The sequence below is a fragment of the Pedobacter jeongneungensis genome, from assembly GCF_000633455.1.
Taxonomy (GTDB): domain Bacteria; phylum Bacteroidota; class Bacteroidia; order Sphingobacteriales; family Sphingobacteriaceae; genus Pedobacter; species Pedobacter jeongneungensis_A.
This window is the reverse complement of sequence record NZ_AYMG01000009.1, coordinates 1-12472: the sequence shown is the minus strand read 5'-3', so window position 1 is coordinate 12472 and position 12472 is coordinate 1. Positions and strand designations below refer to the sequence as shown.

Genomic DNA, 12472 nt, shown 5'->3' with positions numbered 1-12472 from the left:
AATTTCTAAGTCAAAGGGAGCAATTATACGAATAATATTGTTAACCATCTTATCTTATACTACTCGTTTTTAAGTAAAAATAAGATGACTTTAACCTCATTATTTCGATATGCTATTCATTAACAAATGTTTATAAAATTGTAATTTGAGTGATAATGAATATTAAACGGTTTAATAAATAACGTATTGTTCAAAAGACAAAATTGAGCAAAACTTTTCTAAATTTGAGTTGTTAGGTACACATTAAAATACATCATAAATTATAATAAAATGGACGCTAAAGAAATAAGCTTAAACGAAAAAGAAGTTAAACCAGTTGTAGATCTGTTGAACGATTATTTGGCTAACTATCATATCCATTACCAAAAATTAAGAGGCTGCCACTGGAATATTAAAGGACAGAACTTTTTTACCCTTCATGTTAAGTTTGAAGAGTTATATACCAACGCGCAGCTAACCATCGATGAAATTGCTGAGCGTGTTTTAACCTTAGGTAAAGCACCGCATAGCCGCTTTGCTGATTATATTAAAGAATCGAAAATTAAAGAAATTGATACGATTGGCCTGAAAGATCTTGATATGGTTGATGCCATTTTAGATGATATGGCTAACTTGATTGAGCTGGAAAGGGAGCTTTTAGAAGCAACTGATGAGGCTGGCGACGATGGTTCTAATGATATGGTGAACCGTTTTATGCAATTTAAAGAAAAAAATACCTGGATGTTAAGATCTTTTGCCGGGAAAAAATAACAGCGTATTAATAGGTTAAGGGCCTTATGTAAGTAGCTTTATTGTAAAATCTCTTATATGGGGCTTTTTTGTTTCGTAGAAAATCTAAATATTTATCTTTGGGCATGGCGTATAAAAGTTTAGCAGAATGTGTTTCCGATCTCGAAAAGCACGGTCATTTAATCAGAATTAAAGAAGAGGTAGATCCCTATTTAGAAATGGCAGCCATCCATTTGAGGGTGTACGAAAACCAGGGACCGGCATTATTATTCGAAAAAGTTAAAGGAAGCCCTTTTCCTGCAGTTTCCAATTTATTTGGAACTTTAGAACGTTCTAAATTCATTTTCAGGGATACCTTGCCAAAGGTTCAGCAACTGGTATCATTAAGAAATGACCCCATTAAAGCATTAAAAAACCCTTTTAAATATGCTGGTTCTGCCATGTCGGCATTATCTGCTTTGCCGTTAAAAACGCCTTCTGCAAAAAGTAAATTTTTAAAAACAAGCATCAGTCAGTTGCCGCAAATTGTTAACTGGCCGATGGATGGAGGCCCTTTTGTTACCATGCCTCAGGTTTATACCGAAGATATAGATAAACCGGGTGTATTAAACGCCAATCTTGGGATGTACCGCATTCAACTGGGCGGGAATGATTATATCCAGAATAAAGAAATCGGTTTGCATTATCAGATCCACAGGGGAATAGGGGTGCATCAATCCAAAGCAAATGCTTTAGGCAAACCGTTAAAAGTGAGTATTTTTGTTGGTGGCCCACCGTCGCACCCTTTAGCCGCTGTGATGCCATTGCCGGAAGGTTTGTCGGAAATGACCTTTGCCGGTGCTTTGGGCGACAGGCGCTTCCGTTATTTTTACGATGATGAAGGTTTCTGCATTTCAGCTGACGCGGATTTTATCATCACCGGAACAGTTTATCCAAACGAAAATAAACCTGAGGGTCCTTTTGGAGATCACTTAGGTTATTATAGCTTAACACATCCTTTTCCGTTAATGAAAGTGCATAATGTGTACCATAAAAAGGATGCGATATGGTCGTTCACCGTTGTTGGTCGTCCACCTCAGGAGGATACCAGTTTTGGAGCATTAATACACGAAATTACAGGTTCGGCCATTCCGCAGGAAATACATGGCTTAAAAGAGGTTCATGCTGTAGATGCTGCTGGTGTTCATCCATTGCTTTTTGCCATCGGTAGCGAACGTTATACACCATATTTAAAGGAAAGAAGGCCTCAGGAAATTTTAACCATTGCCAATCACATTCTGGGTAAAAACCAGTTGAGTTTGGCCAAGTACCTTTTCATAGCAGCTAAGGAAGACAATCATCAACTGAGTACGCATCATATTGAAGATTTTATCAAGCATATATTAGAGCGGATCGATTTAACCAGAGACATCCATTTTTATACCAATACCACCATCGATACGCTGGATTATAGTGGTGATGGCTTAAACAGTGGTTCGAAAGTTGTAATCGCAGCAGCAGGTGACAAAAAACGGGAATTGTGGAATGGGATTGCTGAAGATTTGAAATTGAGCGATGCCTTTTACCAACCAAAAATTGCCATGCCGGGTGTTTTGGTTTTAGAGGGTAATAAATACCTCAATCCTGAGAAAACAGCCGCGGAAATTGCTATGCTGAATATGGCGTTGATTGATCAGAATTTAGCTGGTCTGCCTTTGATTATATTGGCCGATGATGCTGAATTTACCGCTGCAACAATTGATAACTTTGTTTGGGTAACTTTTACAAGAAGCAATCCGGCAGCCGATATTTATGGTATTAACGATTTTACGATCAATAAACACTGGGGCTGTAAGGGCTCTATGATTATCGATGCACGAAAAAAGCCTCACCACGCACCCGAATTGATCAAGGATGGAGTGGTAGAGGCTAAAATTAATGAAATGAGTAAAGAAGGGGGAGCGCTGTTTGGGGTGGTTTGATGGAAATAGTGTTGATCTTATTAGTTATTAAAATATTGTTACAGCTTAACTTTTAAGCTTAATGCATAGAAAGACTGTTTCTCGAAATTTTTCGCTGGATTTTCTCCATTTGTATAATCAATGCCAATTTTTGATGTTTTTTTACCATCCTCAGAGCGAAAAAATGTATAGTTGAAACTTGTTGTAACGAAATTATGCTCAGCCTGCGTTAATTCAATAATATTTTCATTTAAATCATATCTATACTGCCAATCAAAATTAAATTCAAATTTTTCACGTAAGTTTTCATCTTTTGGAAGCAGTGAAATTATAGAAGTCACGCGAAATAAAGCACGGTAAATGCTACCGGCTGAATTTTCATCTTTAGTTTCAATTCTGTTTTCATTTTCTAATCCAATATATGGAGAATACAGAAATTGGAATACATTACCAAAATCGGAGGTATTGTTAGGGATCCAAAAGTATTTAGGGTCCTTTGCTTTTCCTTTAAATACTGGAGTGAAATATAAATTACCCTGAAATGAAGTGTTCTTTTTAATATTATCTTCATTGTATTTAAAAGCCGTAATAAATATCGGAGACCATTTTTTTTGTGATAAATCCCTACTTTGCCATTCAGAAGAAATACCGGCTTGCCAATTATTTTGGATTTTATCTATTAAAGTATTTCTATGGAATTCAAAATATGGGCTTAGAGATAATACAGATTTACTTTCTTTTAGAAAATCATAGCCAATTGCTGCATTAACTAACCAAGATGCACTTTTGTCTTTTGGTTTTGTAAATGACAATACAGCTGGTTCCGCTTGATCATTTTTACTTTGAAAGGATTGTCTCAAAGTAAAACCGTCTAGAAATTTACTCTGGCCATAAGTAAAAAGCATACATAAAAAGCAGAACGATGTGAGTAATAATCTTTTCATAACTTTGATTTAATTAATTTTAAACAATCAATAACTTTTTTTAAATCTTCACATTCTTTCACAGTAATGTTCTTTTGAGATCCTAGATCATTAGTTACTTTTTGGAAATAATTTTTTAAAGCTCTTTTTTGATACAAGCTTAATCCGAGATCAAATTTTAAATCACTGTTATCCTTAAAATCATTTGGTTCAAAACCGCTCATATCTGAAAGTGCCAAATATGTATAATGCCTGATGTATTCATCTACATTTTCTTTTTCAATTAGAAGATTAAATAATGAATTTAAATTTTCTGATTTTAATGCGGGAAGAAATGTTTTAAGTTGGTCAATATCAGAATCAGTTACTGATAAATAAATTTTACGTTTCATATTTTAATTGATTAATTACTTATTTCATGCTATATGTAACTTTATGCTATTAGCACAAAGTCTAAAGGTTTACTGTTACATTATCTGTTTCAGCATATACTTTAATTCCTTTTAAATCTGGAGGGAAGTTATCCCAGAAAAAAGGTTTAGAATGGATTGCTGTAATTACCTCTAGAACAATGCCTGTAGGTTTATTAGCTACAAAATCAAATTCATATATGCCATCTATCGGAGGGACAACATAAACAAAAGGATTTAGCTGTGCATTTAACCAACCACTAGAATTAACTGTGCCATTAGCCTCAATTACTAAGGTAGGAGGATTTTTTTCGAGAATTTCGAAAGTAATATTAATTACTGATAATACTTTTTTTGTCATGACTTTAGCTTTTAGGTTTCGATTAATTACCCATATTTTTAATATCGGGTTCAAAAAATGATCAGTTTTATTGAACCATTTTCTTAACCAAAGCTAGTTTTGAAAGGCTATCCAAATCAAGCGTGAAAACATTGCAATTTATACGCGTGAAAAGCGCAATTGGATACCGTAAAATCGCGGTATTTTAAAATACTTAGATGTAGTGCAATTATTAGAAAAGCAGGGTAGAGGCTATTGAGATGATTTTTGTTGCTTGAAAATGAGTTTGTTGAGTGTTTTTTGTTAATCTTGCAATTTTCTATTTCAAATAAGGTTAGTGTATATTTAGGTATAAGTTATTTTATAAACCTCAAACTAAATTAAAAGCTATGAACTATCTAAAATTAATTGATCTTGAAAAGTCAAGACGGAGCTTACTAATTCTTACCTCCGCTATCGCATTTATTTTTACTTCTTGTAAAAATCAGCAGGCAAAGAGCCAAGTCGCTACAGACTCTTTATATGCTTTACCAAACACCTATGTTACAACAAATGAAAGTGGTAGGAGGTTAGACTGGTTCGATAAGTATAAATATCCAGTTTTAGATTCTATGACATGGAAAGAAGAACGCGTACATGAAACTAAAAAATTAAATTTTGACAGTTTGGATATTGCTATTAAATTTTTCGATTCACTTATTTCAGGTACGTCTAGTAAAGACACAATAACAGGAGTTCGTGTTTATTTCGCTTCTCAAACATTAAAGCCAGGAGGATGTGGTAAACTGACTTTAATTTTTACTGCTACAGTTGGCTATAGAAAAACGGATGTAGGAAAATACTATACTTTTAACAAGGAAGTTTTTGATGCCAGTTTACTCGATACTAAGACTGCAAAAGAATGGGTTAGTAATTATCAGCAAAAAAAATGGGTGAATCTTTCAAAGTATACAATGGATGCTACAGATACCTGCAAATATGAATCGAAGCATATATTCTTCTCATTAAAACAAATAAAATCCATAATTGACGAAATGAAATACCAACAAGCCAAACATTCGGCCATTGTTAAAGGATTTGGTGTTCGTTTTGCATCTTACACAGATCAGGATTATTTATTTCTCAATATTAAACCCATTAAATATCACAAAAGACTCACCATTGGTTTTACATTTATAGATTGGGAAGGTGAAGATATTGGAATTAAGCAGATTGATGCCGGAGAGTTTTTACAGCGATTACAATATACTAAAGAGCATAAAGATACGCGTGGAGATACATTTGACACAGGAATACCTGCTCCACCACCGTCAGATACAAAAGAAGCATTAGATTCTCAGATTTAATAAAAAATTATCATGTCTATTTTAACGTATATCTATCTCGCATCACTAGCTGCGGCTGCAATAACCGGATTGTTAAAATTCCGGGTTAGCTTACCCGTTCATTTAAAGGGCATCATTTTAATGATGCCCTATATTTTATTGGTAGAAATTGGCGCAGCATTTTTTAGAGACCTGATCAAAGGTCAGAATGTATTGCCCCAATACAATATCGTTCTATTGATCGAATTTCTGGTTTACGCCTGTTTTTTTAAGGAAATCATTATTTCGGAATGGATAAAAAAGATAATATCCGTCTTTATGATCTTATTCCCTGTATTTTGGTATATTTCAGTATTCTTTATATTTAAAATTACAGAGTGGAATAGTTATATTTTTCTGGTAGGTGGCACTTTTACAATTATATGGGCTTTAATTTACTGCTATCAATTGTTAACCTCAATCGAAAATGTGAGCCTCAGTAGTTGTGGTGAGTTCTGGATTGCACTTGGCATCATTATTTTTTATTCTTGTCAGGTTCCCTTTATGGGTATATACAATTTTCTGATCGTTAATTATCCATCATTGATTATGAACTTTCAGGTTGGCCTTCAGGTAACCAATATTATTATGTATTCTTTGTTTACGTATGCTTTTTTATGCAAAAAGACCATTATAATGAAGTATTCTTAGCGGTTTTACTCACTACAGTTATTTTTCTGTTCCTATCAATAGCAATCGTTTTCCTGATGCTGTATTTTCAGAAAAAGAAATTCCAGTATGCTAAAGAAAAAGGAGAACTGGAAAAACAGTATGGCGAGCAATTGCTGCAATCGCGACTCGAAATGCAGGAGCAAACATTCGAAACCATTAGCCAGGAGATACATGATAATGTAGGGCAACTCTTGAGCTTGGCCAAGTTACAACTGAGCATTGCAGAACAAAATGAAGTGGGTGATAAATCATTAATTACCGAAATTAAAGGAAATGTTGGTAATGCCCTTAGCGATTTACGTGATATTGCAAAAAAGTTTAAGTACAAGCCGCATCCAGGAGTTAACCTTGCTTCAGGCCGTAGAGCAGGAGCTGCAGCGCATAGGTAGGGCAGGGGTTATTCTTTGCCATGTTGAAGTAACAGGTAACGAAAGGCAGATTGCAGAACAAAAGAAAATAATCATCTTCAGGATTGTGCAGGAAAGTTTGCAAAACATATTAAAACACGCCCAGGCCACTGCAATCAATGTTGAATTTGATTTTTCAGAACAGCTAAAAATAACCATCGGGGATAATGGTGTTGGTTTTAGTGCAGGTGAAAAAGTGAAAATTGAAACCGGGTTGGGGCTTCAGAATATTGTAAAACGCGCTGCATTGATTAATGGAGAAGCTACAATCAACAGTATTATTAATAATGGAACTAAAATTACCTTAACTATTCCTTATGCCTGATCAGATTAAAAATATAGCCTTGGTTGACGATCACGTGTTGTTCCGCAAAGGATTGGCTGCATTGATCAGCTATTTTCCATCCTATAACATATTATTTGAAGCTGCTAACGGAAAAGATTTTATCAGGCAGTTAAAAATATATGATGTACCTGATATTGTGCTGCTCGATATCAACATGCCCGAAATGGACGGGTATAGTACAGCTTCATGGTTGCGGACAAATCATCCAGAGGTAAATGTACTTGCATTAAGTACGATGGATGCAGAAACTGCCATTATAAAAATGATTACTAATGGGGCTAAGGGCTATGTGTTAAAAGATGCTGAACCTGAAGAACTTAAACGTGCTTTTGATGAGGTCATTAGTAAAGGGTATTTTTATAATGAGCTGGTTACAAGGAAGGTGATGCAGTCGCTAAGTTTGTTAGCCACAAATTCAAAAATATCAGACTTTGTAAAACTTACCGAAAGGGAAATGGAATTCCTGAAATATACCTGTACCGAAAAAACATACAATGAAATTGCCGCAGAAATGTTTATTAGTCCCCGCACCATTGATGGATATAGAAATTCTTTGTGCGAAAAATTACAGTTAAAAAGTCGTACAGGATTGGCTTTGTATGCGGTAAAAAACGGAATTGTTAAAATTTAGATCAGTTTTAATTCAGTTAAAGTTGACGATGTGTTTAAGTCACTAATTTGAGATAATTTGATAATCTAGGTTAAAATTTAGATTTTTAGATATATCATTCCAAATATGCTTTCAAAATTTCATATCATCCTCACCTTTATCTTACTTTTTATACTAAAGGCAAGGGCCCAGGATACAAAATTAGATAGCGTTGCCTTAAACATCAACCGTTATGGCTTAAAAGCCGCTCAATCTAATCTTTTTGTTCATTTTGATAAAAGTATTTATACTAATAATGATCAGGTATGGTTTACCGGATATCTGCTAAAAACGATTACTAATTTAGATCAGTATCACACACTTTATTTATCGCTGATTAATAATAGTGACAGCAGCATTGTACTTCAGGACAAATTTTTAATTGATAAAGGTTTTGCCTACGGGTCGCTTACACTGCCCGATTCGCTGCCGGGCGGCTCGTATCGTTTTGTGGCGAATACCAATATAAAAAAAGATAATCAGCCAGATGGTGAATTTGTTCAGCCCATTACCATTAAATCTACAACTGTAAATCCTTTAACAGCCAATATTTCTATTTTTAAGGCCTATGACGAGCAGAGTAAAAATGGAATAGCATTATTGAAAATTTTATCAGGTGATAACCGTTTTATTGAAAATGCAGAAATAAAATATCATATCGGTAAGGATAAACAAACATTGCTCACGGGTACAGCTAAAAGCAGTGTAATAGGTGAACTGATGATTAACTTCCCTGCTGATAAGATTACAAAAGATAATAATCAGCTTAATGTTTCCATCAAAAAAGGTCAAGATATCAGGTATGTAAAATTTAATCTTCCAGTCAGAAACCTTTCAAATTATCAAATTCAATTTTACCCCGAAGGTGGTTATCTGGTTGACCGCTTAACCTCTAAAGTAGGATTTGAAATTAAAAATCTGGAAGGCACTGCCATAAAAGCAACAGGTATTTTATATGAAAATGACATGGTGATTGATACCCTTCAAAGCAATTCTACAGGGCTTGGTTCATTTTCAATTTGCCCAAAGCAATCAAAAAAATATTATGTTAAACTTTTTGGGAATAAACAGGAAAATATCAGTTATAATTTACCGGCAATATTAAAAAATGGTGTTGTTTTAACAGCAGGTACAGCCGTAGCTGAAAATGATTTCAGAGTACACCTGGAGGCTAATAACAATCAAAAAGTACATGTTTTAGTGCATAATTTCTCTGATATTTTCTTACACACCAATTTAATACTAATCCCTAATCAGACCCAAAGTATAAGGTTAAAATTAGACTCTGTTCCTCTAGGATTAAATACAGTGACTATTCTGGACAGCAACTACCGGCCAATGGCCGAAAGGATTTTCTTTGCACATTACGATCAGCTTAATCAGACTGAATTATCGACAGATAAAAATGAATACGGCACAAGAGATCAGGTGAATTTAAAACTAAATGTGACTGGTAAAAATAAAGCTCCGGTGGCAGCACTGGTATCTGTTTCCTGCACCCAAACCAATAGGATTTCAGTGGGTAGTAATCAAAATATTATTGATTATTTCTATTTACAACAACGTTTAAAAACGCTTCCTAACCGTCCGATGGGTTTAAAGTATGTTGACCAGGATTATCTAAATGATGTACTTCTGGTTAAAACCTGGAACAGGTATAAATGGCCTGAAACGGAAATGATTAATAAAAAAGAAATGCTCTCGAGCTTTGAATATCATGGCGAAATAACCAGAAAAAATAAGCCTTTAGATCAGCCGGTTGAGTTAACAATCATCGCCGGAGAAAATCTGAATTTTCTGAATACCGATAGCATGGGAAAATTTAATTTACCCTTTGCCAATCTTGTTATTAAAGAACCAAAGCGTCCTGTTTGGTTAGGGATGACAACAGCTAAGTATGACCTGTATAAAGTTAGAATAGACAATCCACAGGATGAACTAAAGAAATATTTAGTAAAGCAAAATTTAGAACAACTAAACGCAAAAAGTGGTGTGTTTAGTGAAGATAATCAAAGTCTAACCTCAATTACTGGTACGCAGCTAAAAGAAGTAACGATTACGAAAAAAAGGGATGAAAGAATCGAATTTATTAAAAATTCTTACGTTAACAGATGCGGAGATTATGTTTGTAGGAATAATATTTTAAATTGCCCTAATCATATGGCCGATAGTGGTAATAAAAACCCTGTAAAAGGTGAAGTTTATGTTAACGAAATTGGACTTGCAATTATGTATCATGGATGTGCGGAGCTTGAGTCTAAACCTAATGTGATTCTTTTGAAAGGAATCAATCTTCCAAAAGATTTTTATGTATCTGATATTACCAATAAAAATGAGCCTATCAATTTTTCGACAGTTTATTGGAATTATCAGGTGATGGTTAATGGTGAAACACCTGTTAGTTTTAATACCGGCGATTTAACAGGAGATTTTAAAATTGTTGTACAGGGCGTAACAAATGGTGGAGTGGTTTATGGTGAGAAAGAGATTACGGTGAGGAATAAATAAAAGAGGTTGTCTCCAAAGGCTGTCTCTTTTTGTTGAGAAAAAACATTTTTTCTGGTTTGAAACTTTGATGTATTGACTTGAAAGTCGGATGTTTAATGTTTATAATTGAGTTTTGTGTGATCAAAGCCACCAGTTTTTAAACCTCATTACCAGGATCGTATCATGGCCTTTCCATCAACATTTGATGAGCTGGTAGCCAAGAGCTATCCAGTCAGGGTAGTAAATGATGTGATTGACAGGCTCAATATCCAAAACCTGCCTAATCCCTACCAACCTAAGACTACATTGGGCTACCAAAATGCTTAATTTTAAATCATGAAAAAGTCTCTCAATTTTAGTCGAGAGACTTTAAAAAAGCTATTCTTTAGAATTTAAAACTTAAGTCAATGTTAAAATTTTATTTTTTTTATTTTAACATTTTAATCTTAAAATTATTTTCTAATTTTTCTTGGTTCCACTGAAATATACATTGACCCTGTAGATACATCATTTGTCACATATACATCTTTATAGTATGGAGGAGTAGAGCCATCACGAGGAGGTCGACTGGGAGTGTATTCAATCTTTTCTTTTCTTAAAATTATAGGATTCGAAAAATCTAAAATTCCTTCACCTAGATCATTAGAGCCTGTAGTTGTCTTGACTTGATATGAATTTGTGTTTGTAGTAGTTGTAGTTTGCCCAAATTTAATACCTAATTTAACCTTCTCTCCAAAGGTAGGATCATATTCAAAATTCGAAGCATATTGTGTGGTATTTGTATAAGATAATGTAGTTTCTGTTGCGGGATCAAACTCTTGTGCAATAAATTTCCATTGCGCTCCATAATTATCTAAATCCCAGGCAGCTATTGGTTCATATAAAAAGCACTCTCTTGGTGTTATGCTAACTATATTATAATATTTTTGATTTTGATCTAGTTGGTATTTAACATCAAATAGATCTTTCCCTTCTAAAGAAAATATTTTGTTTATTTGAAGAGCTCCACCATTTTTTGAATTTATCAAAATAGCTATCCTAATGTCATATTTGCCATTAGTCCAAAGTGTTATGCCGTTACCAGGCCTAACATTCGGGTATTGTGTAGTAGCTTTTGGATCATCGGTGTGTGAACTTATTTTATCATAATTATTATCTGCTAATTTAATGGAAATGATATGTTCGCTATAATCATTATTGAATTTACCTCTGTTTACACCAGCTTGAGGATTCAATCCATAGTAAACATAATCTCTTTGCCAGTCTAATTTTTTATTATACGCATCAATAATCGCTTGGTCTAAGGCTTGTGGATTAGTTTCTGCTATACCATCAGGAGCAATTCTTGATGTTTTTATTGGTGTTAAAGAACTTTGTAATTGAGAATTCAAGCTTAGGGTTTTGTTTATTTTGGTAATACTACCATCAAACGCATTATCAGCTAACGAAATTATACCACTCTTATTATTAATAACCGTCTTGCCAAACTTATTAGAACCAACAACTAATCTTTCGTTTTCTTTTACAACAACAACTGGGAAATTAGGAACTGAGCCGTTTGGTATTTTTGTTATTTCTCCTTTTGAATTGTACAAATCAATATTCGTGAAGTTTTTATTCTCAGGAGATACTGCTACTTGTGGTATCTCTGACTCAGTTTTCCAATTGTCAGGGGTAAAGTTTGGTAATTCTGGAACCATGATAGTTAAAGTGGGTAGACTATTGATTGCTGAATCTAATTTTTCTTTTGATTGAGCATACTTGGATATTACCTGATAAAAAGTTTGATCGGATGTAATTTTTTCATCCTTTATCATTTGGAAAAGAACATCATTATCTCTGTCAAATTGCTTTAAAGCTTCATTTTTTATGAATAATCTTAGATTGGGTTCTTTTTCTAATGCAATAGCTAAGACCTTTGAAAAAATAACTTTAGAGTCTTGTTTTTCATTAGGCACTGGAACAAATGAAAGGTTCTCCTGTTTAATTTCTTTCTTGCATGAGAATAATAGCGCAAGAATTGCTAAGTAATAGATTTTGTGTTTCATATTAGGTTTTTATTTTAACTGCAAAAATAGTTAAAAATCTAACATGTATGATTAATTATGTATTAAATGTAAAAAAATATTATATGTTTTGTGTGTTTAAAATCTATTGTATGTAGTGCTATTATCTCATTAACTGTAAAATAAAAAAGCCATAAAT

13 protein-coding genes are annotated in these 12472 nt (G+C 33.8%); 9 read left to right on the top strand and 4 right to left on the bottom strand.

The window, feature by feature from the left end; genetic code table 11:
• The first annotated feature begins 270 nt into the window (after positions 1 to 270).
• Both U859_RS0107800 and U859_RS0107795 read left to right on the top strand, forming a co-directional pair.
• Positions 271 to 750 carry a Dps family protein gene (locus U859_RS0107800; protein WP_025142845.1) on the top strand — a complete coding sequence of 160 codons (480 nt, stop codon included), beginning with the start codon at positions 271 to 273 and terminating at the stop codon, positions 748 to 750.
• Positions 751 to 854: 104 nt separating this feature from the next.
• Complete coding sequence (locus U859_RS0107795) at positions 855 to 2690, top strand: UbiD family decarboxylase (RefSeq protein WP_025142844.1); 1836 nt, start codon at positions 855 to 857, stop codon at positions 2688 to 2690.
• Between the two features lie 38 nt (positions 2691 to 2728).
• On the opposite strand, the gene U859_RS0107790 is transcribed toward U859_RS0107795, so the two are convergent.
• The 3 genes from U859_RS0107790 to U859_RS0107780 form a co-directional block, all read right to left on the bottom strand.
• Entirely contained in the window at positions 2729 to 3613 is an 885-nt protein-coding gene (locus tag U859_RS0107790) for a hypothetical protein (RefSeq protein ID WP_162799899.1), read from the bottom strand.
• Positions 3610 to 3984 (bottom strand): hypothetical protein, encoded by a 375-nt coding sequence (locus tag U859_RS0107785; protein WP_025142842.1) that lies wholly within the window; start codon positions 3982 to 3984, stop codon positions 3610 to 3612. Before U859_RS0107785 ends, U859_RS0107790 begins: the two co-directional genes overlap by 4 nt.
• 61 nt (positions 3985 to 4045) lie before the next feature.
• Positions 4046 to 4363, bottom strand: coding sequence for a hypothetical protein (locus U859_RS0107780; RefSeq protein WP_029985564.1), 318 nt, complete (start codon positions 4361 to 4363; stop codon positions 4046 to 4048).
• 368 nt (positions 4364 to 4731) lie between these two features.
• Between U859_RS0107780 and U859_RS0107775 the strand changes: the two genes are divergently transcribed.
• The 7 genes from U859_RS0107775 (at position 4732) to U859_RS31960 (ending at position 10594) form a co-directional block, all read left to right on the top strand.
• Positions 4732 to 5688 (top strand): hypothetical protein, encoded by a 957-nt coding sequence (locus U859_RS0107775; RefSeq protein WP_025142841.1) that lies wholly within the window; start codon positions 4732 to 4734, stop codon positions 5686 to 5688.
• Positions 5689 to 5700: 12 nt separating this feature from the next.
• Positions 5701 to 6357: a hypothetical protein gene (locus tag U859_RS0107770; protein ID WP_025142840.1), complete on the top strand. Its 657-nt coding sequence runs from the start codon at positions 5701 to 5703 to the stop codon at positions 6355 to 6357.
• Entirely contained in the window at positions 6324 to 6767 is a 444-nt protein-coding gene (locus U859_RS0107765) for a histidine kinase (protein WP_025142839.1), read from the top strand. The genes U859_RS0107770 and U859_RS0107765 overlap by 34 nt, the downstream gene beginning before the upstream one ends.
• Entirely contained in the window at positions 6661 to 7110 is a 450-nt protein-coding gene (locus tag U859_RS0107760) for a sensor histidine kinase (protein ID WP_162799898.1), read from the top strand. The genes U859_RS0107765 and U859_RS0107760 overlap by 107 nt, the downstream gene beginning before the upstream one ends.
• Positions 7103 to 7762, top strand: coding sequence for a response regulator (locus U859_RS0107755; protein ID WP_029985563.1), 660 nt, complete (start codon positions 7103 to 7105; stop codon positions 7760 to 7762). The genes U859_RS0107760 and U859_RS0107755 overlap by 8 nt, the downstream gene beginning before the upstream one ends.
• A gap of 105 nt (positions 7763 to 7867) precedes the next feature.
• Positions 7868 to 10288, top strand: a complete 2421-nt coding sequence (locus U859_RS0107750) for a hypothetical protein (RefSeq protein WP_025142836.1) — start codon at positions 7868 to 7870, stop codon at positions 10286 to 10288.
• A gap of 162 nt (positions 10289 to 10450) precedes the next feature.
• Positions 10451 to 10594 carry a hypothetical protein gene (locus U859_RS31960; protein ID WP_162799897.1) on the top strand — a complete coding sequence of 48 codons (144 nt, stop codon included), beginning with the start codon at positions 10451 to 10453 and terminating at the stop codon, positions 10592 to 10594.
• A gap of 125 nt (positions 10595 to 10719) precedes the next feature.
• Here the strand turns inward: U859_RS31960 and U859_RS0107740 are convergent, their stop codons facing one another.
• On the bottom strand, positions 10720 to 12315 hold the full coding sequence (locus U859_RS0107740; protein ID WP_025142835.1) for a hypothetical protein: 1596 nt from the start codon (positions 12313 to 12315) through the stop codon (positions 10720 to 10722).
• Positions 12316 to 12472 lie beyond the last annotated feature (157 nt).

Bases quoted from the DNA above. Each gene is read 5' to 3' on its own strand.
- U859_RS0107800 (WP_025142845.1), top strand. From the start codon at position 271: ATGGACGCTAAAGAAATAAGCTTAAACGAAAAAGAAGTTAAACCAGTT.
- U859_RS0107740 (WP_025142835.1), bottom strand. From the start codon at position 12,315: ATGAAACACAAAATCTATTACTTAGCAATTCTTGCGCTATTATTCTCA.
- U859_RS0107770 (WP_025142840.1), top strand. From the start codon at position 5,701: ATGTCTATTTTAACGTATATCTATCTCGCATCACTAGCTGCGGCTGCA.
- U859_RS0107765 (WP_025142839.1), top strand. From the start codon at position 6,324: ATGCAAAAAGACCATTATAATGAAGTATTCTTAGCGGTTTTACTCACT.
- U859_RS0107755 (WP_029985563.1), top strand. From the start codon at position 7,103: ATGCCTGATCAGATTAAAAATATAGCCTTGGTTGACGATCACGTGTTG.
- U859_RS0107790 (WP_162799899.1), bottom strand. From the start codon at position 3,613: ATGAAAAGATTATTACTCACATCGTTCTGCTTTTTATGTATGCTTTTT.
- U859_RS0107780 (WP_029985564.1), bottom strand. From the start codon at position 4,363: ATGACAAAAAAAGTATTATCAGTAATTAATATTACTTTCGAAATTCTC.
- U859_RS0107750 (WP_025142836.1), top strand. From the start codon at position 7,868: ATGCTTTCAAAATTTCATATCATCCTCACCTTTATCTTACTTTTTATA.
- U859_RS31960 (WP_162799897.1), top strand. From the start codon at position 10,451: ATGGCCTTTCCATCAACATTTGATGAGCTGGTAGCCAAGAGCTATCCA.
- U859_RS0107760 (WP_162799898.1), top strand. From the start codon at position 6,661: ATGCCCTTAGCGATTTACGTGATATTGCAAAAAAGTTTAAGTACAAGC.
- U859_RS0107775 (WP_025142841.1), top strand. From the start codon at position 4,732: ATGAACTATCTAAAATTAATTGATCTTGAAAAGTCAAGACGGAGCTTA.
- U859_RS0107785 (WP_025142842.1), bottom strand. From the start codon at position 3,984: ATGAAACGTAAAATTTATTTATCAGTAACTGATTCTGATATTGACCAA.
- U859_RS0107795 (WP_025142844.1), top strand. From the start codon at position 855: ATGGCGTATAAAAGTTTAGCAGAATGTGTTTCCGATCTCGAAAAGCAC.